Below are 21501 nucleotides of genomic sequence, written 5' to 3'. Positions count from 1 at the left end.
CATGACCCAAGCAACGGCACCGGCGGCGAGTTCCCCCTCGTCGCCGGCTCCGCCGGCCGCCCACAAGGACGGCCGCACCGTACAGCGTTCGCTGGGGCGCAGGCTGCTGGCCCGCCCCGAGGTCGGCGCGCTCATAGCCGCGATCGGCGTCTACGCGTTCTTCTTCTCCGTGGCCCCCTCGTTCCGTGAGGCCAGTTCGCTGGCGACGGTGCTCTACCAGGCCTCCGTCATGGGCATCATGGCGATCCCGGTGGCCCTGCTGATGATCGGCGGGGAGTTCGACCTGTCCGCCGGTGTCGCGGTCACCACCTCCGCGCTGACCGCCGCGGTCATCAGCTTCCAATTGTCCGTGAACGTGTGGACCGGTGTCTTCGTCGCGCTGATCGTGTCCCTCGCCGTCGGCGCGTTCAACGGCTGGCTGCTGATCAGGACCGGGCTGCCCAGCTTCCTGGTCACCCTCGGCTCGTTCCTGATCCTGCAGGGCTCCAACCTCGCCGTCACGAAGATCTTCACCGGCAACGTGGCCAGCGACTCCATCAGCGACATGGACGGCTTCGACCAGGCCAAGAACGTCTTCGCCTCCGAGGTCGGCATCGGCGGCGTCGATGTCAAGGTCACGGTCTTCTACTGGCTGGCGTTCGCGGCGATCGCCACCTGGCTGCTGCTGCGCACCAAGTTCGGCAACTGGATCTTCGCGGTCGGCGGCAGCAAGGACAGTGCGCGGGCCGTCGGCGTGCCCGTGAACTTCACGAAGATCGCCCTGTTCATGGGCGTCGGCGCGGGCGCCTGGTTCGTCGGGATGCACCTGCTGTTCTCGTTCAACACGGTCCAGTCCGGTGAGGGCGTGGGCAACGAGTTCCTGTACATCATCGCCGCCGTGATCGGCGGCTGCCTGCTGACGGGCGGTTACGGCTCGGCCGTGGGCCCGGTGATCGGTGCCTTCATCTTCGGCATGGTCTCCCAGGGCATCGTCTACGCCAACTGGAACCCCGACTGGTTCAAGGCCTTCCTCGGCGTGATGCTCCTGATCGCCGCCCTCGTCAACTTGTGGGTCCGCAGCCAAGCGACCCGGAGGTGAACCACCCCATGACCAACACCAACACGGCTATCGTCACGGACACCGAATCCCAGAACGACACCCCCGTCGTAGAACTGCGCGGCACCGGCAAGGCCTACGGCAATGTCCGCGCCCTGCACAGCGTGAACCTCAGCGTCCACCCCGGCCGCGTCACCTGCGTCCTGGGCGACAACGGCGCCGGCAAGTCCACGCTGATCAAGATCATCTCGGGTCTGCACCAGCACACCGAGGGCGAGGTCCTCGTCGACGGCGAGCCGGTGCGCTTCACCACCCCGCGCGAGGCCCTGGACGCCGGCATCGCCACCGTCTACCAGGATCTGGCGACCGTCCCGCTGATGCCGGTCTGGCGCAACTTCTTCCTCGGCTCGGAGTTCACCAAGGGCCCCTGGCCCGTCCGGCGTCTGGACATCGCCCGGATGAAGGAGACCGCGGACACCGAACTGCGCAACATGGGCATCGTCCTGGACGACCTCGACCAGCCCATCGGCACCCTCTCCGGCGGCCAGCGCCAGTGCGTGGCCATCGCCCGCGCCGTCTACTTCGGCGCCCGCGTCCTCATCCTCGACGAGCCCACCGCCGCCCTCGGCGTCAAACAGTCCGGCGTGGTGCTGAAGTACATCGCCGCCGCCCGCGACCGCGGCCTCGGCGTCATCTTCATCACGCACAACCCCCACCACGCCTACATGGTGGGCGACCACTTCAGCGTCCTGCGCCTCGGCACCCTCGAACTCTCCGCCGCCCGCGACCAGGTCAGCCTCGAAGAACTCACCAACCACATGGCAGGCGGCACCGAACTCGCCGCCCTCAAACACGAACTCGCCCAAGTACGCGGCGTCGACGTCGACGAACTCCCCGAGGAAGGAGACCTCACCGCACCCGTGGCCACCTCGAAGGACGGGGCCGCGTGAACCGGCCCCGACGCTCCACCGTCCTCCCCTGACACCCCGGAAGGCACCCCGTCGTGAAGATCGCCCTCGACCCATACATGATCCGCAATGTCCCGCTCCTCGAACTGCCCGCAGTGGTCGCCGAGTTGGGCTACGAATGGATCGAGCTCTCCCCCCGAGAGGACTTCATCCCCTTCTTCCGCCATCCGCGCGTGGACGACGCCACCGTAGGGAAGTTCCGCAAGGCGCTGGACGCGGCGGGCGTCGGGATCTCCTCCCTCCTGCCCCTCTTCCGCTGGTCCGGCCCCGACGAGGACGCGCGGCAGGCCGCCGTCCGATACTGGAAGCGGTCCATCCAGATCTGCTCGGACCTCGGTGTGGACAGCATGATCTCCGAGTTCAACGGGCGCCCCGAGGACCCGGACCGCAGCGAGGCCCAGTTCTGGAAGTCGATGGACGAACTCCTTCCGCTCTTCGAGCGGGAGGGCATCAAGCTCGCCCTGGAGCCGCACCCGGACGACTTCATCGAGGACGGCCACGACGCGGTGAACCTGATCCGCGGGATCAACCACCCCAGCGTCAGTTTCCTCTACTGCGCCCCGCACACCTTCCACATCGGCAACGACGCCCCCGGCATCATCAAGCACGCGGGCGATCTGCTCACCCATGTTCATCTGGCCGACGTCCTCGACCACACGGCCTCCTCGGGCAACCGCTACATCCTCAACCCGCCCGGCACGACGGCACGCGTCCACCAGCACCTCGACATGGGTCAGGGCGAGGTCGACTTCGACGAGCTCTTCCGCGAACTGCGCGCGAACGGCTTCGACGGCACTCTCACGTCCTGCGTCTTCGCCTGGGAGGACCGCGCGAAGGAGTCGTCCGTCTTCATGCGGAAGAAGATCGACGAGTACCTGGCCACTTGGTCCTGACATCTATTGACCTAACAACCTATTGACATGACATATGTCGGAAGGCATCGTTCTCGCTGCAGTCGCTTAAAGCGCTTTAAGGAAGAAGGGGAGCTGCCGTTATGCCGTTCGAAGTGCTGACCATGGGCCGTGTGGGGGTGGATGTGTATCCGCTTCAGACCGGTGTGGGACTGGCCGAGGTCACGTCGTTCGGCAAGTACCTCGGCGGCAGCCCCACCAACGTCGCGGTGGCCGCCGCCCGTTACGGGCACACCGCGAGCGTCGTCACCAAGACGGGCCGCGACCCGTTCGGGGACTTCGTCCGGCAGGCGCTGGAGGGATACGGCGTCGACGCCGGCTTCGTGGGGACGTCGGACATCGCGCCGACGCCGGTGACGTTCTGTGAGATCTTCCCGCCGGACGACTTCCCGCTGTACTTCTACCGCCTGCCCAAGGCCCCTGACCTGGACATCCGTCCCGACGAGCTCGACCTGGACGCCGTGCGCGACGCCAGTGTCTTCTGGATGACCGGGACGGGGCTGAGCGAGGAGCCGAGCCGCTCGGCCACCCTCGCGGCGCTGGCGCATCGGGCGAAGGCGGGCACGACGGTCTTCGACCTGGACTGGCGGCCGATGTTCTGGAACGACCCGGACCAGGCCCGTACGTACTACGCCGAGGCCCTGCGCCACACCACCGTCGCCGTCGGCAACCTCGACGAGTGCGAGGTGGCGACCGGGGAGCGCGAGCCGTACGCCGCCGCGAAGGCACTGCTCGCCGCCGGGGTCGAGCTCGCCGTGGTCAAGCAGGGCCCCAAGGGCGTGCTGGCCATGACCCGGGACGGCCGGGCCGCCGAGATCCCGCCGGTGCCCGTCGACGTCGTCAACGGTCTCGGCGCGGGTGACGCCTTCGGCGGCGCGCTGTGCCACGGGCTGCTGTCCGGCTGGGACACGCGCCGCACGGTGTCCTTCGCCAATGCCGCCGGGGCGATCGTGGCGGGCCGGCTGTCCTGCTCCGACGCCATGCCCACCGAGGCCGAGGTCGCGGCCAAGCTCCGCGAGGCAGCCCTCGCATCCGATGAGCGAGAGGTGTGACCCCATGCTGCCCGACAATATGAGCCGGATCGTGGGGGCCCGCGTCAACGACCCCGGTGCCATCGCGGCGGCCGCCGCCCGCCGTGTGCAGGCGACCTCGCTGCTCGGCAAGCACGGGAAAGCCATGATCATCGCCGCCGACCATCCGGCGCGAGGTGCCAACGGCGTAGGCGGCGACCCGACCGCCATGGCCGACCGCTTCAAGCTGCTCGACCGCCTGTGCGTGGCGTTGGAACGGCCCGGAGTGACCGGCGTCCTGGCCACCGCCGACATCCTGGAGGACCTGCTGCTGCTCGGCGTCCTCGACGGCAAGAGCGTCTTCGGTTCCATGAACCGCGGTGGGCTGGCGGGTTCGGTGTTCGAGATCGACGACCGGTTCACCGGGTACGACGCCGAGACGATCGCGGCGATGGGCTTCGACGGCGGCAAGATGCTCACCCGCATCGCCCTCGACGACCCGGCCACCCCGTCGATCCTGGAGAACACCGCCCGCGCGGTCGACGAGCTGAACGACCGGCAGCTCATAGCCATGGTCGAGCCGTTCCTCTCCCTCTGGCAGGACGGGAAGATCCGCAACGACCTCTCCACCGACGCTGTCGTCAAGTCGATCACCATCGCCTCCGGGCTGGGGCGCCGCACCGCCTACACCTGGCTGAAGCTGCCGGTCGTCGACGACATGGAGCGCGTGCTCGCCTCCTCCACGCTGCCCGCGCTGCTGCTGGGCGGCGAGGTCAAGGACGCCGACGCGGCCTTCGCCTCCTGGGGCAAGGCACTGAAGCAGCCCACCGCTCAGGGTCTGGTCGTGGGCCGCTCCCTGCTCTACCCCTCGGACGGCGATGTCGCCGGGGCGGTGGACCGGGCGGTGAGCCTGCTGTGAGCGACACGAGCAAGTACCACCTGCCCAGGGGCACATCGGCCGACGGCCCCTACGACCTCCTGATCACGCCGGAGTCGGCGGGCTGGGAATACTCCGGCCTCAGGATCCTGACCCTGGCTCCGGGCGAGGCACACACCCTGTCCACCGGAGATTCCGAGTTCCTGGTCCTGCCGCTGACAGGCTCCTGCACCCTCACCACGGACACCAAGGCCTTCGAACTCGCCGGCCGGACAGGCGTGTTCGCCTCCACCACCGACTTCGCGTATCTCTCGCGCGAGTCGGAGGCTCTCATCAGCAGCGCGTCCGGTGGACGGTTCGCGCTGCCCTCCGCCCGTACCGAGCGGGGAGGTCAACCGGCTCGGTACGGGCGCAAGGAGGACGTCCCTGTCGAGCTGCGGGGTGCCGGGGCGTGCTCGCGACAGGTCAACAACTACTGCCTGCCCGGCACGTTCGACGCCGAGCAGCTGCTGGTGTGCGAGGTGCTCACCCCCGGCGGGAACTGGTCCTCGTACCCGCCGCACAAGCACGACGAGGTACGCACCGACGAGGCCGGCAACCCGGTCGAGTCAGAGCTGGAGGAGATCTACTACTTCGAGGTCTCCGGCGACGGGAACGGCTTCGGCTACCAGCGGGTCTACGGCACCACCGACCGGCCCATCGAGGTGCTCGCCGAGGTGCGCTCCGGCGACGCCGTCCTCATTCCGCACGGCTGGCACGGCCCGTCGATCGCGGCCCCCGGATACGACCTGTACTACCTCAACGTCATGGCCGGTCCGGGGCAGGACCGCGCCTGGCTGATCTGCGACGACCCCGCCCACGGCTGGGTGCGTTCCACCTGGGAGTCCCAGGACGTCGACGACCGGCTTCCCTTCGAAGGGCCCACCGAGCAATGAACACCATCCGACTCACCACCGCCCAGGCGCTCGTACGCTTCCTGGCCCACCAGTACAGCGAACGCGACGGCCAGGAACACCGCCTCATCCCCGGTGTGTGGGGCATCTTCGGGCACGGCAACGTCGCCGGCATCGGCCAGGCACTGTTGCAGGCAGCCACGACCGGCGAAGCCGACCTGCCCTACTACCTCGCCCGCAACGAACAGGGCATGGTCCACGCCTCCGTCGCCTACGCCAAGATGCGTGACCGGCTCGCCACCTTCGCCTGCACCGCCTCCACCGGCCCCGGCTCCACCAACATGATCACTGGCGCGGCGCTCGCCACCACCAACCGCATCCCGGTGCTGCTGCTGCCCTCCGACATGTTCGCCACCCGCGCCGCCGACCCCGTCCTCCAGCAGCTGGAGGACACCCGGGGCGGCGACGTCACCGTCAACGACACCTTCCGCGCCGTATCCAAGTACTTCGACCGCATCTCGCGTCCCGAGCAGCTGATCCCGGCCGCACTCGCCGCGATGCGGGTACTGACCGACCCCGTCGAGACCGGCGCCGTCACCCTCGCCCTCCCGCAGGACGTGCAGGCCGAAGCGTACGACTGGCCCGTCTCGTTCTTCCGGCGCCGGGTGTGGCATGTGGGCCGCCCGGTTCCGGAGCCGGCCGCAGTCGAGCGCGCCGCCGCCCTGCTGCGAGGCGCCCGCAAGCCGCTGATCGTCGCAGGTGGCGGCACCGTCTACTCCGGTGCCGAGACTCAGCTGCGGGCCTTCGCCGAAGCCACCGGCATCCCCGTCGCCGACACCCACGCCGGCAAGGGCGCCGTCGCCTGGGACCACCCGTACGCGGTCGGCGGGATCGGCTCGACCGGTTCGTATGCCGCGAACGAGCTGGCACGCGAGGCCGATGTGATCCTCGGGATCGGCACGCGCTACTCCGACTTCACCACCGCCAGCCACACCGTCTTCGCCAACCCCGACGCCACCTTCGTCAACCTCAACGTCGCCCGCCTGGACGCGGTGAAGCACTCCGCCGAACCCCTGGTCGCGGACGCCCGGCTCGGCATCCAGGCCCTCGCGGGCGCGCTGACGGACTGGGAGGTGGACCAGGGGTACCGCGACCGGACACGCCAACTGATCGCCCGTACAAGGGAGATCGAGGAGGAATGCTTCGCCCCGGACCGCAACACCGGCGAACTCCCCGCCCAGACCCAGATCCTCGGCGCCCTCAACGACGTCCTCGGCGACCGCGACGTGGTCATCAACGCGGCCGGATCCATGCCCGGCGACCTGCAACAACTGTGGCGGGCTCGGGATCCGAAGGCCTACCACGTCGAGTACGCCTACTCCTGCATGGGCTACGAAGTCGCCGCCGGCGTCGGCGCCAAGATGGCCGACCCCTCGCGCGAGGTCGTCGTCCTGGTCGGTGACGGCTCCTATCTGATGATGGCCCAGGAGATCGTCACCATGGTCTCCGAAGGACTGAAGGTCATCATCGTCCTCGTCCAGAACCACGGCTTCGCCTCCATCGGCGCCCTGTCCGAGTCCCTCGGCTCGCAGCGCTTCGGCACCAAGTACCGCTTCCGCGACGAGGACTCGGGCCGCCTCGACGGCGGCATCCTCCCCGTCGACCTCGCCGCCAACGCCGCCTCCCTCGGCGCGGACGTCCTGCACTCCACCACCGTCGACGAATTCCGCACCGCGATGGAGAAGGCGAAAGCCGCCACCCACACCACGGTCGTGCACGTCGAGACCGACCTCTACGGGCCCAACCCACCCGGCCACGGCTGGTGGGACGTCCCCGTCAGCCAGACCTCCGCCCTCGACACCACCCGCACCGCGTACGAGACATACGCCGCCCACAAGCGCACCCAGCGGCACTACCTGTAAGTCCCGTCCCCGCAAAGGAAACCCGCACCGTGACTACCATCCAGCACTGGATCAACGGCAGCCCCACCCCGGGCTCCGCCGCCAACACCCAGCCGGTGTTCAACCCGGCCACCGGTGCCGAGCAGGCACAGGTGGTCCTGGGCGGCACCGCCGACGTGGACACCGCCGTCGCAGCTGCTTCCGCCGCGTTCGAGACCTGGTCGGAGTCCTCGCTCAGCCAGCGCACCCAGGTGATGTTCGCCTTCCGCCAGTTGCTCGTCGAGCACGAGGAGGAGTTGGGCCGGATCATCTCCGCCGAGCACGGCAAGACCGTCGACGACGCACGCGGCGAGATCACACGCGGCCGCGAGGTCGTGGAGTTCGCCTGCGGCCTCGGCGACGTGCTGAAGGGCTCCTTCTCCGACCAGGTCTCACGCGGCGTAGACGTGCACAACTTCCGCCAGCCCCTCGGCGTCGTCGCCGGCATCACCCCCTTCAACTTCCCCGCCATGGTGCCCCTGTGGATGCACCCCATCGCCATCGCCACCGGCAACACCTTCATCCTCAAGCCCAGTGAGCGCGACCCGTCGGCGGCGAACTTCGTCGCCGAGCTCTACCAGAAAGCCGGCCTCCCCGACGGCGTCTTCAACGTCGTCCACGGCGGCAAGCCGGCCGTCGACGCGATCCTCACCCACCCCGGCATCGAAGCCGTCTCCTTCGTCGGCTCCACCCCCATCGCCAAGTACGTCCACGAGACCGCGACCGCCCACGGCAAACGCGTCCAGGCCCTCGGCGGCGCCAAGAACCACGCCGTCGTCCTCCCCGACGCCGACCTCGAATTCGCCGCCAACCACATCACCGCCGGCGCCTACGGCTCCGCCGGCGAACGCTGTATGGCCGTCTCCGTCGCCGTCGCCGTCGGCGACGCCGCCGACGAGCTCGTCGAGATCCTCCAGCGCAAGGCCCGCGAGGTGAAGGTCGGCCCCGGCGACCAGCCCGGCACCGACATGGGCCCACTCGTCACCAAGACCGCCCAGGAACGCGTCGAGAACGCGGTCGGCGGCGCCGCCACCCAAGGGGCCACCGTCGTCGTCGACGGACGCGGCCTCAAGATCGACGGCCACGAGGACGGCTTCTTCACCGGCCCCTCCCTCCTCGACCACGTCACCACCGACATGGACGCCTACAAGGAAGAGCTGTTCGGCCCGGTCCTCGCCGTCATCCGCACCGACTCCCTCGACCAGGCCATCGACCTCATCAACGCCAACCCCTACGGCAACGGCACCGCCCTCTTCACCGCCTCCGGCGAGGCCGCCCGCCGCTTCCAGCGCACCATCAAGGTCGGCATGATCGGCATCAACGTCCCCGTGCCCGTGCCGATGTCGTACTACTCCTTCGGCGGCTGGAAGGACTCCCTCATCGGCGACTCCCCCATCCACGGCCCCGAAGGCATCCGCTTCTACACCCGCCCCAAGGTCGTCACCACCCGCTGGCCCCAGCCCGCCCAGCAAGTGAACGCCGGCTTCAACTTCCCCACCAGCACCTGAGTTGATCCCGTCCCCCCACATCGACCGCTAGGAGGTGGCCATGGGCGTCAGGGACGACGCGACTCAGGCGCCCGCACCGAGCACCGCCGCCATGGGCGACACCTCGCCGAAGGTCTACCGGAGGCTGCGGACCATCACGGTCATCGCGACCTTCGGTGGGCTCCTCTTCGGCTACGACACCGGAGTCATCTCCGGAGCAGTGCCCTTCATGGCCCCCTCGCCCGGGGAGTTCATGCAGGGGTGCATCGCGACCGTGTTCTGGCTGATGCTCTCGGAGATCTTCCCGCTCCGGCTGCGCGGCTTCGCGATGGGTACGGCCGTCTTCGGCACCTGGATGGCGAACTTCCTGGTGTTCCCGCCGCTGATCGACGCGATCGGCGGGTTTACCTTCCTGATCTTCGCCGCGATCAACACCGCCACCTTCCTCCCTTACCTGCGCACCGTTCCCGAGACCCGGGGGCGCTCGATGGAAGCCATCGAGTCCCACTTCCGCGGACAGTACGCCACCTGACCAGGCCCTCCCGCTGTTCTCAGAGCTCTTCGAAAGGCACCCCCATGACCACGTCCGCCAAGCCTCTGTCAGTCGCCGTGATCGGTGCCGGTATGGCCGGCCGCAGCCACGCCGCCGGTTACCGCAATGTCAACACGGTCTTCGGCGCCGGTCTGCCGCCGGTGCGGCTGGCCGCGGTAGCCGACGCCAATGTCGCACTCGCCGAGGACGCCGCCCGCCGTTATGGGTTCGAGAAGGCGCTCCCCAGCTGGGAGGCCGTCGTCGAGGACCCGACGATCGACGCCGTCAGCATCGTCGTGGGCAACGCCCTGCACCGGCCGATCGCGGAGGCCCTGGTCGCGGCGGGCAAGCACGTGCTGTGCGAGAAGCCGCTCGCCGGGTCGCTGGAAGACGCCCGTGCGATGGCCGGGTTGGAGCGTTCCGCCGAGGTCGTGACGGCCGTGGGCTACACCTTCCGCCGCTCCCCCGGTATCGCCGCGATCCGCGACCATGTGCGGCGCGGTGAGCTGGGTGACCTGACCCTGTTCAGCGGCCGGTACTGGTGCGACTACGCGACCGACCCGAACGGCCCGCTGAGCTGGCGCTTCAAGGGCGGCCCGGGTTCCGGCGCGCTGGGTGACGTCGGCTCGCACGTCATCGACGCCGCCGAGTACGTGGCCGGGCCCATCGCCTCCGTCTCCGGTGCCGCGCTGTCGACGCAGATCCCCAAGCGTCCGCTACCGCTGGGCGCGGTCGTCGGCCACAACGCGGCTCCCGTCTCCGACGAGTTCGGCGAGGTCGAGAACGAGGACACCGCGTCGTTCACGGCCCGCTTCGAGTCCGGTCTCGTGGGCACCTTCTCGGTGACACGCACCGGCTTCGGCCTGCCCAACGGGCTGTTCTTCGACGTCCTGGGCCTCGGCGGCCGGGCCGCGTTCGACCAGCACCGGCCCGCCGAGTACCTCTTCGACGACGCCCAGCCCGACGCCCGTACGCGCGGCGCCCGGCAGATCATCGCCGGCCCGCAGATGCCGTACTTCGCGGGCGGTGTCCCGATGGAGGCGCCCGGTGTGGGCGCCAGCAACGGCGACAACTTCACCTACCAGGCCCGCGCCTTCCTCGACCAGGTCGCGGGGGTGGCCGCGCCGCTGCCTGCCTGCGCCACGTTCGCCGACGCGCTGCGCACGATGGAGATCATCAAGGCCGTCGTCGAGTCCTCCCAGGCCGGTGGCGCCGCCGTCACGGTCCCGCCCACCGCCTGACCACCGAAGAGCCGGAGCTCGTAGAGCCCGAATCTGCACGCGGCGTCGCCAGCCGCCTCACAGAACCCCTTGAGAGGTCCCGCCCGCCGACAGGTGCGCGCGGGGCCCTTCACAACGTGTGTTCGTCGAGGGCGTCGCCCCCACGCGCCGCATGCGGGCCGAAATCCGTTCTCGGCCATGTGCGGCGGCCAGGCGGGCCGTCCGGGCGTGTGCCTCCACTCCGTCCGGTAGATGGTAGGCGGGTGACCACGATGCGGTGCAGCGCGGCGTTGGCCTGCCTGTCTCCGCCGCGGTTGAGCCGACGGCGCTGGCTCTTCCCTGAGGACTTCTCAACAGGACTGACGCCGCACAGGGCGGCGAGGGATGCCTCTTCGCCAACCGGAGCATCCGCAGCGCTTCCACTTGCCCGTCGCCGCTCTTCGGTAGCGCCCGTGCGATGCCGGACAGCGCTGCCCGGGCGGCAGCCTCGGCGTCGACGGCGTCGGTCTTGCCGCGCCGACGCCGGGTGGATCGATCAGGCTGATTAACCTCCACCACCGCAAACCTGCTGGGTCGCGAGGTAGCGGGCCAGTCCCGCACCGTAGGAGCCGGTGCACTCCAACCCAGCCCGCAGCACCGTCCCGCACTGACGTGTCCAGTCAAGAAGCTGGCCGTAGCCGGCCGCGGTGGCCGGGAACTCCCCGCTGCTCAGCAGTCCGCCAAGGTGGTCAAGGACGGCGACGTGCGCGTCCTTGTGAGTGTCGACGCCGAGCACCACCACGCGCGGCTCGGCCGCGGCCTCGACAGCGTGGGCAGCAGGAAAGGCCGCAGGCATGCAGAGGGTGATCACGGTGCTCCTGTTCGACGACGTACCGATAGTCAGCGCCGGACGGTGGAACGGTCAGAACTGTGACGGTGTCTTCGAGGCCAAGACCCCTATCGGGACACGCTCCGCCGGCGCGCAGGTACACCAACCTGACCAGCGCACGCTGGTGCGGCGGGAGCTTGCAACGGCGGTCACCCTCGTGGGTGACGATGAGCATCGTCACCGACTCGACCAGGGCGTGAGGCAGGTCGAGTGCGGCAGAATACGGAACCAACGCGGCTCCTGTACCTGTGGGTTGAGACTTCGAACACCTCCCCCAACGGCATGGGAGCCTCGTGCGCTGCGCACCCATCGACGTCACACGATCAGTGGCCGTACTGAAAACGCTCAATGGCGAAGGACGCCTCCGACACATTCCACGCATCGAGCTGCGCGGTGACAAGCTTGCGTGCCCTGGCCGATGTCGTCGGCTGGGTGCTCGGGTGGCACGGTGGCGAGCACGTCGTGACAAAGATCGTCCAGAGGACGCGGACCGTACAACGCGGGACGGGCGACGGCGCTGCACAGGCGCGCGGTTCCCTCGTCGAGGTCCTGTTCCCGGGAGTCGACCAGCCCCATCGGTATAGAGAGCGAGCAGGCTTCCCTCAGGAAGGGTGATCTCGGTGGTCTCGAACGGCAACCCGCCCAGTCCCAACGGGGGACCGGCCGGTATCCATGAGATCGACGACACCCGCAGGACTGTCGATGCAGACCGCGGCCCGGGCGGTGATCTCCTCGGCCAGCAACAGGTCGCCCTCGCCAAAGGAGCCTGCTTGCGGATCTCTCCGGCGACCTGTACCGGACTTCCTGGTATCCGTCGTGGTGCCGCAGCCGGACCCTCCCGCTCCACCTCGGCAGGCTCGGAAGTCGACGCAGTGCCTCCGCGGAGATCTCTTCGTCCCTTCGCAGACGCATAGCCGAGTAGGCGACGAGCGCCCTCCTTCCACTCGGCGATCACGCCGTGTTCGTCTACAACGGCACGCGCCGTCCGTGAGTCGCCGGACGTGTCGACGCGGTTCGACAGTTCGGCGTCGTGGGTGATTCCGCCGTCTCCCCACCGTCTCACCTCCACCAGAGTCGCGACGACCCCAGCCGCTCCCCCGCTCAGAGTGCGATACGCCCATTCTTCTCCCGCATCCAAGGATGGCTCATGCCAGGGCGCCCGGCACTCGCCAGGCGCCCTGCATCCCTACTCACGGGCCGTCTGCCCGTGCACGACGTCACCTGCCGTGCCCAGACCCGCCGGGTCGACTGCAGTCGCGCCCGTACCGGGCGGAGAGTGAGCTCCACCCGGTACGGGCTGGGGGCAGCGCGTACCGTTTCCGGTCGCGCCGCGTATCTCGGCCTCCGGCTCGCGGGGGAGGGACGCGAAGTCGGTGGCCGAAGTGGGTGGTCGGGCCCGGAGCGCTGGGCTCAGGCGCCGGCCTGAAGCTCCGCGAGTTCGGCCTCGAGGTCGGCCATGGCCTCGCCGCCGGCCATGAGGTCGGTGATCTCCTCGCGGGTCCGTTCGCCCTTGCGGAAGTCGTCGGCCTTCTGGCCGCGGATGAGGACGGCGAAGTGGTCGCCGACCATCATGGCGTGGCGCACGTTGTGGGTGACGAGGATGACGGCGACGCCCTTGGCGCGGGCCTGCATGATGATGCGCAGGACGTGGGCGGCTTCCTTGACACCGAGGGCGGCGGTGGGTTCGTCGAGGATGAGGACGTTGGCGCCGAAGTAGACGGCGCGGGCGATGGCCAGGGCCTGGCGCTCGCCGCCGGAGAGGCTGCCGACCAGGCGGGCGCCGTCGGTGACGCGGGTGATGCCGAGGGACTGCATCTCGCGGACGGCGATCTCGCCCGCCAGTTTCTTGTCGAACAACTTGAACGGGCCCCAGCCCTTGGTGGGTTCGGCCCCGACGAAGAAGCAGCGGCCGACGCCCATCAACGGGAACGTACCGCCGAACTGGTGGACGGTGGCGATGCCCTGGGCGCTGGCGTCGCGCGGACTGTCGAAGACGGCCGGGGCACCGTTGACCTCGATGGTGCCGGTGGTCGGCTTGTGGAACCCGGAGAGGATCTTGATGAGGGTCGACTTGCCGGCACCGTTGTCGCCGAGTAGGCACAGCACCTTTCCGGCGTCCACCTCCAGGGAGATGTCCTGCAGCGCGTGGGTGCCGAGGAAGGACTTGCTGACGCCTTCCAGTCGCAGAAGGGGTGTGGTCATGGTCAGGCCTTCTTCGCGGAGCGGGGCTTGTGGGACAGGGCGAGCCGGCGGAACGTGTTGTTCATCAGCACCGCCGCAAGGATGAGGACGCCGAGGATCAGGGCGGCCCAGTCGGAGTTCCAGCCGGTGAAGTAGATGCCTTGGTTGACGATGGCGAAGGTGAGGGTTCCCAGTACGACGCCGACGACCGAGCCGTAGCCGCCCTGGAGCAGTACGCCGCCGATGACCACGGCGATGATGGAGTTGAAGACGAAGGACTGGCCGTTGGCGACCTGGGCGCCGTTGTAGAGGATGGTCTGGATCACGCCGACGAGGGCGGCGCAGAATCCGCTGGCCAGGTACAGGGAGATCTTCACGCGGGCGACGGGGATGCCGTTGGCGCGGGCGCTCTCCTTGTCACCGCCGATGGCGAAGATCCAGTTGCCGTACGGCATGGCCTGCAGCAGCACGGTGACGGCGACCGCCACGGCGATCCACCAGAAGATCGCGACCTCGAACTGGCCGCCGATCAGTTGTCCGAAGATCGCCTTGGAGGTGGGGTCGGGGGCGAGGGCGACGCTGGTGGTACCGGTCGTGAACCGGGACAGGCCGAGGGTGAGCCCGGAGAGCGCGAACAGGGTGGCCAGGGTGACGACCAGGGAGGGGACGTTGCTCCTGGTGACGAGAATCCCGTTGAGCAGGCCGGTGAGCAGACCCAGCGCGAGTGCGAGCACGATACCGACGATCATCGGCGCGCCCCAGTGCCCGGACACGATGGCCAGCGTCATCGAGCTGCCCGCGAGCACCGAGCCCACGGACACGTCGAGTTCGCCGGCGATCATCAGCAGCCCGACGGGGATGGCGATGATGCCGAGTTCTGCGGCGATGTTCAGCCAGCTCGCTGCCCCCGCCTGGGCGAGGAACTTCTCACCGCCGAAGATCGCGAAGAAGACGAAGACACTCAGTGTTCCGATGAGCGCTCCAGCCTCGGGGCGATGGCGCAGCTGCCCCAGCCGACTCTCGGATTGCTTCGCCGGTATGACGGCGGTCTCCGGGCCGGCCGTCGTCTTCGGGAGGGAGGTTGTCATCGGTCTGGTACCACCTTTGTGGATCTCGGATGTGCGGCGCGTCGTTCGCCTGCGAGAGGTGCCGCGCCCGGGCCGGGCCCGGCACCTCCACGCGGAACGGGAAACGCGGGACGGTGAACGAGGGATGAGCGACTCGGGCCGGGAGCGGTCCTCCGCCGACTAGCGGACGCCGGCCTTCGTGCCCGCGATCGCCTCGGCGACGTTGTCCTTGGTGACCAGGAGCGGGCCGGTCAGCAGCGGGTTCTGCGGCGGGATCACGCCGTAGGACAGGTACTGGTTGGCTATCGACACCGCGTAGAAGCCCTGTAGGTAAGGCTGCTGGTCGATGGCGAACAGCTGCTTGCCGGCCTTGATCCGGTTGAGCTGGCTGTCCGAGAGGTCGAAGGTGCCCAGCTTCACCTTGTCGGCGGCGCTCGCCTGGTCGATCGCGGCGGCCGCGCTGTCCGCGTCCTGGACGCCGATCGTCACGAGGGCGTCAATGGTGTCGTCCTTCAGCAGGGCACCCTTGATGGCCTGGGTCACCGCGGAGGGGTTGCCGAAGTTGGAGGAGGGCAGGGGCAGTTGCTTGGACTTGGCCCCCTTGCTCTTGGCACCGTCGGCGATGCCGTCGCAGCGGGCCTCCGAATTCGCCGCGCCGGGCACGGTGTTGACGCACAGGATGTTCTTCGCGCCTTCTTCGGCGAACTTGACGCCACCGGCCTTGCCGGCCTCGTAGTCGTCCGATCCGATGTACTTGAGCGACCCGGTCTTCTCGGCCGCGTCGACACCGCCCGCGTTGTAGATGAAGACGGGCACGCCCTGCTTCACGGCCTGCTTGATCGCGTCGTCCTGGTTCTCGGGCACCCAGTCCGGTACGACGATCGCCGACGGGTTCTGCGACAGCGCGGTGAGCGTCAGCTTGGCGGCGTCCGGGCCGAGGTTGTCGTACGTCTTGGGGCCGAGGAATGTCACAGAACCGCCGCCGGACTTCACGAGCTTCGCCGCGTCTTCGCCGCCCCGCTTGACCGCGGACCAGAACGGGTCGTCGGGCTTGCCGCCTATGACGTAGATGGCGTTCTTGCCGTTCTTCGCGGCGGACGTCGATCCGCCCTCGGCAGGCGCAGACGACCGGTCGCCATCGCCGCCCGAGGCCTTACCACTGGCGCATCCGGTCGCGGCGACCGCCATGACGGCGAGCAGGCTCACCGCGGTCAGAGCTCTTCGGGCAGGACGGCGACCGAGCAGTCGCCGGGACTGGGTGTGATCCATGTGCGGGGTGCTCCTTTGAGTGATGCCGAGGCGCGTGTGAGCGAGGCCAGGCATGTCTCGGGGTGGTGGTGCGACGGTGACGTGTACGAACCGGGGCGCGCGATTGCGCGGGGAAGACCGGGCACGTCCGCAGTACCGGGTATTCGCGTGATTGGGCTTACAGGCGTGGGCGAGCGACGGAAGAGCTCGCCAGGAGGGTGCTGCGGCGATCACGGCAACGCCGGACGGACTGGTGAGTGCGGATTCGTATTCGTGATCTTTTAAATCGCTTTAAGTGCTGGCCAGAGCATGCTTGTGTTTCCGAAACGTGTCAAGGGCCTTTTCGCGGAAGAATGCGCACTGCGCCACCACTGACCGCAAAAGGCTGCATAGGGCACACATTTGGCGCCCACGCGGACAGCGGCCGGCGGTGGCCGGAACGCACCAAGCGGTTCGCCCGATCAGCGCGGCTGCGATGTGGTTCCACGCAGGAGGAGGGAGGAGGCAAAGATGTCTCGCGGGACGCGATACCACCCCGATCAAGGCGTACGACCACGGCGATGACGGCCTGACCGGTCCTGCTCCTCGGCATTCTGGCCGACCGCGGTCAGATGAAGCAGCACAGCGGGGACAAGAGCGCCGCCGCAGCCCGCGACGGACCGGCGCCGGGAACCTCTCCTCCGCCCGCCGGAAGGCAGTCAGCGAGGCCAGAGCACTCCGGTCATGGAGCGTCACGACGGCGGCCGACAGAGCGCCGTCCGCCGACGGGATGCCGACCCGGCCCCGCTGCCGGATTCCTCAGTGGCACCATGGAGGATCCCGATCAGCGAGACGAGGCCGTGGCGGCGCATGGCGCTCCGGTATCCGCGGCGACGGTCGGCGGCGATGACAACCTCGCCCCAGCTGCCGTGGCGACCGCACGATCACCGAGGCCCACCATGGCGTCGACGGCCCGGTCGACACCGTCGCCGTCCAGCACCGCACACGACGCCGAGTTTGCACCGGTGATCCTGCAGCCCTCGAAACGACGGGCCGGCCACAGCACCGGCGGCTGGGGCAGGACGGTGGACGCACGCGGTGACGTCCTCCGATCGGGGGACGCGGTATCGCGCCGTCCAGGCCTGCGGGGGCAGCCGGGCCAAAGTCGCCCACGCGGTCTCCCGTGGATTTACGGCACCGCTTGACATACGCCCGTAACGCCGCCGATAGTACCAGTGCTTAAAGCGCTTTAAACGAGGTCTTGGCTGGTAGATCCCAAGGTGAAACCCGCGCCCACGACGCTCGGTCCCCATCCCCCTAGTCACGGCACAACGGCGCGCCGGAGAGGAACCACCATGAGCACACGACCGATCGGGGTGGCGGTCATCGGGGCCGGAATGGCAGGCCGGGCCCACCTCAACGGCTACAGACAGGCCTCGACGCTGTACGGCGACGGGCTGCCCGGGATCCGCCTGGTCGCTGTCGCCGACGCCCATGAGCCCTTCGCCCAGGACGCCGCCCGCCGCTACGGCTACGAGCGGGCCGAGACCGACTGGCGGGCAATCGTCGAGGCCGACGACATCGACGCGGTCAGCGTCGTGGTCGCCAACCACCTGCACCGCGAGATCGTCGAAGCCCTGCTGGCGGCGGGCAAGCACGTGCTGTGCGAGAAGCCGCTCGCGCCGAGTGTGGCAGACGCGCAGGCCATGGTGGCGGCGGCCGAGGGCACCGGCCTGGTGGCGGCCACCGGCTTTACCTTCCGCCGCTCCCCCGCCATCAACGCCATCCGGCAGCAGGTGCGGGAGGGCACGCTCGGGCCGGTACAACACTTCAACGGACACTACTGGTGCGACTACGGCCACAACCCCGAGGCACCGATGAGCTGGCGTTACCGGGGCGGACCCGGCTCCGGGGCACTGTCCGACATCGGCAGCCACCTCATCGATCTCGGCGAGTACTTCTGCGGTCCGGTGCAGAGCGTTCAGGGCGCCGTGCTCTCCACCCAGGTGCACGAGCGACCTCTGCCACTGGGCACCGCGGTGGGCCACTCGGCCGACGTACAGGTGAGTCAGGAACGCGAGCTCGTCGAGAACGACGACATAGCCACCTTCACCGCGACCTTCGCCTCCGGCGCCGTCGGCACCTTCTCCGTCTCGCGCATCGCCCGCGGTCTGGCCAACTCCCTCGGCTTCGAGGTGTTCACGAAGGGCGGCGCGGCCACCTTCGAACTGTCGCGTCCCGCAGAGTTCACCATCGTGGACTCGGCGGCCTCCGCCCCTGTGGACGGCTACCGGCGCATCGTGGTCGGCCCCGGCCACCCCTACATCGCCGGTGGTCTGCCCATGGACTTTCCCAGCGTGGGTCACGGCCAGCACGAGTTCTTCGTCTGGCAGGCCCGGGCCTTCCTGGAGCAGATCGCAGGTCTGAACGGGCTGCCGTCCTGCCCCACCCTTGCCGACGGGCTGCACAACCTGCGCGTCATCGATGCGATCGTCGCCTCCGCCGACGCCGGAGGACAGGCCGTCACCGTCCAGTGAGGTCGGCTCGGCTTGCCCCCTTCCGTTCAGCTCTCCGGCAGGAGAACCGCCACTGCAGGGCTGCCCACCACCCGTGCCGTATACGCCAGGCACAGCCCTGCATACGCGGGGCTCGCACGAGCTCCTCCGCCCTCGTCAGCGGCACCACCGTCATCATCGAGAAGGACCGAGGAATCACGAAATGAAGCTGGGACTGTACAACGCGATCCTGCACGACCGGCCGCTTCCGGAGGCGATCAAAGTCATCGCCGACCTGGGCCTGACGGGCATAGAGATCAACACCGGTGGCTTCCTGCCCGCCGTGCATGTACCGAAGTTCGACGACATCCTCGTCAGTGACACCGCCCGGGACGACTTCCTCGGTCTCTTCGAGGGCACCGGCGTCTCCATCGCCGGCCTGAACGCCAACGGCAACCCACTCCACCCGAACCCGGTCATCGGTGAAAAGCACGCCGAGGACATCCGCCGCTCCATCCGCCTGGCCGAACGGCTCGGACAGCACCGCCTCGTGACCATGTCGGGTCTGCCCGGCGGCGAGCCCGGCGCCACCCGCCCGAACTGGATCGTCAACGCATGGAACTCCGCGGCCCTGGACGTGCTGGACCACCAGTGGAAGATCGTCGCCGACTTCTGGCGCGAGACCGACCGGCTCGCCCGTGACCACGACGTCAAGGTCGCCCTCGAACTGCACCCGCAGAACGTCGTGTTCAACTCCGCCGACGTGCACAAACTCATCGACCTCACCGGCGCGACCCACGTGGGCGTCGAACTGGACGCCTCGCACCTGTTCTGGCAGCAGATGGACCCCGTCGCGGTCGTCCGCCACCTCGGCGAACTCGTCTTCCACGCCGCCGCCAAGGACGTCCGCATCAACCCCGAACACGCAGCACTCCACGGCGTGCTCGACAACAGCTTCCGCCGTCTGTCGCCCGAGGAGCCTCGCACCAACCTCGGCGGCGACGAGTGGGCCAACGAGTGGCCCAAGGCATCCGCGTGGGACTTCGTCGCCCTCGGCAAGGGCCATGACGTCGCCTACTGGACCGAGTTCCTTCGCGCCCTGCACGAGGTCGACCCGGACATGATGGTCAACATCGAGCACGAGGACACCGAACTCGGCCCCGTCGAGGGTGTCGCCGTGGCAGCCGAAGTACTCAAGGCCGCCGCCGCGGCCCTCCAGGAGTCGCTGCAGTCGTGATCGCCTGAACCACCTACCCCTACCAAGGCCAGGTCATCCTGGTCATGGGATCCGGCACCGGCATCGGCCGGGCGACCGCACGCGCGTTCCCCGAAGAGGAAGCGTGCGGTGGCGGTCCTCGGCCGCCGTCGGGAGCCGCTGCACGAGACCGTGGCGGGCTTTGACACCAAGCGCGTGGAGGTGATCGAAGCCGACATCACGGACACCACCGCGCTCGACGGCGCGGTGGCGGCAGTCGTCCGATGCTTCGGCCACCTGGACGTCATCTTCGCCAACGCCGGTACGAACGAGCCCAGCGGCGTCAGAAGTTGTTGTCGTTCCGAATCTGAGGGCGATGTTTTCGCTGGTCAGGCATAGCGTCGGCGGTTCGGTGGGAGTGGTGGCGTGTCGTGTCGTCGCTCCCCGGGAGGTCGCGGATGCCGTCGGTGGTCGGACTGCTGGAACAGCACGAGCTCGCTGCTCGTCGTCGTGTCGAGAGGTTGCGTGAGGAAGCCGATCGCATCCAGGCCGAGCCGGCCGCGGCCGAGGAGGAATGGCAGGAGTGGGCGATCGCCCGCAGGCGAGTGGGCACGGTTCTGGCTCCGGACGGCGGCAGCATCGCTGTCGAGGAGGTCGTCTCCGGCCCGGTCTCGGGCTCGACGTCCCGGCAGGCGGCGAGGGCGAGGTCGCAGGTTCCGGTGTGGCGTGAGGGCTGGCCTGGTCGGTGCTGTCGGAGTGTCAGCGCATCCTCACCGCGCTCGCGGACCGGGACCGGCTCCATCAAGGTCCGCTGACCTGCCAGGAGTTGGCCGTGTTGTCCGGGCTGGACGCGGTGCCGGCGAAGGTGGAGGCGCTGCGGTCGAAGGCGAAACGCCTGGTCGCGCGGGGCTGGCTGGCAGAGCAGCAGGCGGGCCGGTTCACGCTCGCGCAGGGTGTGGCCGGGCGAGGCGGCGGGTCATGAGCAGGATCATCGACCAGTAGACCATCGCTTCGGCGCTGGTGATGCGGCGTTCGTAGTCGCGGGCCAGGCGGCGGGTGCGCATCAGGTGGGCGAAGAGGCGCTCGACGATCCACCGCTTGGGCAGGACCACGAAGCCGCGCATGTCGTCACTGCGCTTGACGATCGCCAGGACCAGCGCGAGCGTGGTCAGGCAGTACTCGACGAGGGGGCCGGTGTAGCCGCCGTCGGCCCAGATGAGGGCGAGGCGGTGGTGCGCGTCGGCGACCTGCCCGAGCAGGACCTGGGCGGCGGCGCGGTCGCCGGTGTCCGCGGCGGTGACCATCACCCCCAGCAGCAGCCAAGGGTGTCGACCACGACATGCCGCTTGCGCCCGTTGACCAGCTTTCCGCCGTCGAAGCCCCGGCTGTCCAAGCCGACGACGGCGTCCGCCCTGACGGACTGCGAGTCGATCACGCCGGCCGTCGGCTCCGCATCGCGCCCCTCCCTCTCGCGGATCCTCGATCGCAGCCGGTCGTGGAACTCCTTGACCAGAGCGTGGTCGCGCCAGCGGGGGAAGAACGCGTATGCCCGGTCCCAGGGCGGGAAGTCAACGGCATCGCCCGCCACTTGATC

The 21501-nt window shown here is 68.9% G+C and carries 18 protein-coding genes and 4 pseudogenes; 14 read left to right on the top strand and 8 right to left on the bottom strand.

Going from position 1 to position 21501, the window contains the following annotated elements:
- Position 1: 1 nt before the first annotated feature.
- The 10 genes from OG858_RS34645 (at position 2) to OG858_RS34600 (ending at position 10895) form a co-directional block, all read left to right on the top strand.
- Complete coding sequence (locus OG858_RS34645) at positions 2–1078, top strand: ABC transporter permease (RefSeq protein WP_328544144.1); 1077 nt, start codon at positions 2–4, stop codon at positions 1076–1078.
- 8 nt (positions 1079–1086) lie between these two features.
- Positions 1087–1986: an ATP-binding cassette domain-containing protein gene (locus OG858_RS34640; protein WP_086749505.1), complete on the top strand. Its 900-nt coding sequence runs from the start codon at positions 1087–1089 to the stop codon at positions 1984–1986.
- A gap of 53 nt (positions 1987–2039) precedes the next feature.
- Positions 2040–2897 (top strand): sugar phosphate isomerase/epimerase family protein, encoded by an 858-nt coding sequence (locus OG858_RS34635; protein WP_327745073.1) that lies wholly within the window; start codon positions 2040–2042, stop codon positions 2895–2897.
- 101 nt (positions 2898–2998) lie between these two features.
- On the top strand, positions 2999–3967 hold the full coding sequence (gene iolC, locus OG858_RS34630; protein ID WP_086749507.1) for a 5-dehydro-2-deoxygluconokinase: 969 nt from the start codon (positions 2999–3001) through the stop codon (positions 3965–3967).
- A gap of 4 nt (positions 3968–3971) precedes the next feature.
- The gene (locus OG858_RS34625) at positions 3972–4844 is read left to right on the top strand and encodes a Cgl0159 family (beta/alpha)8-fold protein (protein WP_086749508.1); all 873 of its coding nucleotides are present in this window, start codon (positions 3972–3974) and stop codon (positions 4842–4844) included.
- Entirely contained in the window at positions 4841–5737 is an 897-nt protein-coding gene (gene iolB / locus OG858_RS34620; protein ID WP_328544145.1) for a 5-deoxy-glucuronate isomerase, read from the top strand. The genes OG858_RS34625 and iolB overlap by 4 nt, the downstream gene beginning before the upstream one ends.
- Positions 5734–7617 carry a 3D-(3,5/4)-trihydroxycyclohexane-1,2-dione acylhydrolase (decyclizing) gene (iolD, locus tag OG858_RS34615; RefSeq protein ID WP_328544146.1) on the top strand — a complete coding sequence of 628 codons (1884 nt, stop codon included), beginning with the start codon at positions 5734–5736 and terminating at the stop codon, positions 7615–7617. Before iolB ends, iolD begins: the two co-directional genes overlap by 4 nt.
- A 29-nt stretch (positions 7618–7646) precedes the next feature.
- Entirely contained in the window at positions 7647–9143 is a 1497-nt protein-coding gene (locus OG858_RS34610) for a CoA-acylating methylmalonate-semialdehyde dehydrogenase (protein ID WP_086749511.1), read from the top strand.
- Positions 9144–9183: 40 nt separating this feature from the next.
- Positions 9184–9654, top strand: a complete 471-nt coding sequence (locus OG858_RS34605; protein WP_327745072.1) for an MFS transporter — start codon at positions 9184–9186, stop codon at positions 9652–9654.
- Positions 9655–9698: 44 nt separating this feature from the next.
- Entirely contained in the window at positions 9699–10895 is a 1197-nt protein-coding gene (locus tag OG858_RS34600; protein WP_086749512.1) for a Gfo/Idh/MocA family protein, read from the top strand.
- 217 nt (positions 10896–11112) lie between these two features.
- On the opposite strand, the pseudogene OG858_RS48575 reads toward OG858_RS34600, so the two are convergent.
- The 6 genes and pseudogenes from OG858_RS48575 to OG858_RS34565 all read right to left on the bottom strand — a co-directional run.
- Positions 11113–11709, bottom strand: a pseudogene (locus OG858_RS48575) (IS110 family transposase); the annotation flags it as partial.
- 124 nt (positions 11710–11833) lie between these two features.
- Positions 11834–11974 (bottom strand): annotated as a pseudogene (locus tag OG858_RS34585) (IS5/IS1182 family transposase); the annotation flags it as partial.
- 348 nt (positions 11975–12322) lie between these two features.
- A pseudogene (locus OG858_RS34580) lies at positions 12323–12430 on the bottom strand (protein phosphatase); the annotation flags it as partial.
- Between the two features lie 722 nt (positions 12431–13152).
- Entirely contained in the window at positions 13153–13944 is a 792-nt protein-coding gene (locus OG858_RS34575; RefSeq protein WP_086749514.1) for an ATP-binding cassette domain-containing protein, read from the bottom strand.
- Positions 13945–13946: 2 nt separating this feature from the next.
- Positions 13947–15011, bottom strand: coding sequence for an ABC transporter permease (locus OG858_RS34570; RefSeq protein ID WP_328544148.1), 1065 nt, complete (start codon positions 15009–15011; stop codon positions 13947–13949).
- Between the two features lie 159 nt (positions 15012–15170).
- A complete protein-coding gene (locus OG858_RS34565) occupies positions 15171–16259 on the bottom strand; it encodes a sugar ABC transporter substrate-binding protein (protein WP_086749516.1) in 1089 nt (362 codons plus the stop codon).
- 1313 nt (positions 16260–17572) lie between these two features.
- Between OG858_RS34565 and OG858_RS34560 the strand changes: the two genes are divergently transcribed.
- The 4 genes and pseudogenes from OG858_RS34560 to OG858_RS34545 all read left to right on the top strand — a co-directional run bounded on the left by OG858_RS34560 (position 17573) and on the right by OG858_RS34545 (position 20889).
- Positions 17573–18754 (top strand): Gfo/Idh/MocA family protein, encoded by a 1182-nt coding sequence (locus OG858_RS34560; RefSeq protein ID WP_086749517.1) that lies wholly within the window; start codon positions 17573–17575, stop codon positions 18752–18754.
- A 181-nt stretch (positions 18755–18935) separates the two neighbouring features.
- On the top strand, positions 18936–19949 hold the full coding sequence (locus tag OG858_RS34555; protein WP_086749518.1) for a sugar phosphate isomerase/epimerase family protein: 1014 nt from the start codon (positions 18936–18938) through the stop codon (positions 19947–19949).
- A gap of 108 nt (positions 19950–20057) precedes the next feature.
- A complete protein-coding gene (locus tag OG858_RS34550) occupies positions 20058–20306 on the top strand; it encodes an SDR family NAD(P)-dependent oxidoreductase (RefSeq protein WP_328544149.1) in 249 nt (82 codons plus the stop codon).
- A 59-nt stretch (positions 20307–20365) separates the two neighbouring features.
- Positions 20366–20889 (top strand): annotated as a pseudogene (locus OG858_RS34545) (hypothetical protein).
- On the opposite strand, the gene OG858_RS34540 reads toward OG858_RS34545, so the two are convergent.
- A complete protein-coding gene (locus OG858_RS34540; RefSeq protein WP_256960573.1) occupies positions 20846–21223 on the bottom strand; it encodes a transposase in 378 nt (125 codons plus the stop codon). The pseudogene OG858_RS34545 and the gene OG858_RS34540 sit on opposite strands and share 44 nt — an antisense overlap.
- A complete protein-coding gene (locus OG858_RS34535) occupies positions 21211–21495 on the bottom strand; it encodes a hypothetical protein (protein WP_256960571.1) in 285 nt (94 codons plus the stop codon). Before OG858_RS34535 ends, OG858_RS34540 begins: the two co-directional genes overlap by 13 nt.
- Between the last annotated feature and the right edge of the window lie 6 nt (positions 21496–21501).

This window comes from Streptomyces europaeiscabiei (assembly GCF_036346855.1).
In the GTDB taxonomy this organism is placed as follows: domain Bacteria; phylum Actinomycetota; class Actinomycetes; order Streptomycetales; family Streptomycetaceae; genus Streptomyces; species Streptomyces europaeiscabiei.
The sequence above is the reverse complement of the archived record's forward strand: the minus strand, read 5'-3'. Positions and strand labels throughout refer to the sequence as shown.

Bases quoted from the DNA above. Each gene is read 5' to 3' on its own strand.
- OG858_RS34600 (WP_086749512.1), top strand. From the start codon at position 9,699: ATGACCACGTCCGCCAAGCCTCTGTCAGTCGCCGTGATCGGTGCCGGT.
- OG858_RS34560 (WP_086749517.1), top strand. From the start codon at position 17,573: ATGAGCACACGACCGATCGGGGTGGCGGTCATCGGGGCCGGAATGGCA.
- OG858_RS34570 (WP_328544148.1), bottom strand. From the start codon at position 15,011: ATGACAACCTCCCTCCCGAAGACGACGGCCGGCCCGGAGACCGCCGTC.
- iolC (WP_086749507.1), top strand. From the start codon at position 2,999: ATGCCGTTCGAAGTGCTGACCATGGGCCGTGTGGGGGTGGATGTGTAT.
- OG858_RS34605 (WP_327745072.1), top strand. From the start codon at position 9,184: ATGGGCGTCAGGGACGACGCGACTCAGGCGCCCGCACCGAGCACCGCC.
- OG858_RS34640 (WP_086749505.1), top strand. From the start codon at position 1,087: ATGACCAACACCAACACGGCTATCGTCACGGACACCGAATCCCAGAAC.
- OG858_RS34625 (WP_086749508.1), top strand. From the start codon at position 3,972: ATGCTGCCCGACAATATGAGCCGGATCGTGGGGGCCCGCGTCAACGAC.
- OG858_RS34645 (WP_328544144.1), top strand. From the start codon at position 2: ATGACCCAAGCAACGGCACCGGCGGCGAGTTCCCCCTCGTCGCCGGCT.
- OG858_RS34555 (WP_086749518.1), top strand. From the start codon at position 18,936: ATGAAGCTGGGACTGTACAACGCGATCCTGCACGACCGGCCGCTTCCG.
- iolD (WP_328544146.1), top strand. From the start codon at position 5,734: ATGAACACCATCCGACTCACCACCGCCCAGGCGCTCGTACGCTTCCTG.
- OG858_RS34575 (WP_086749514.1), bottom strand. From the start codon at position 13,944: ATGACCACACCCCTTCTGCGACTGGAAGGCGTCAGCAAGTCCTTCCTC.
- OG858_RS34565 (WP_086749516.1), bottom strand. From the start codon at position 16,259: ATGGATCACACCCAGTCCCGGCGACTGCTCGGTCGCCGTCCTGCCCGA.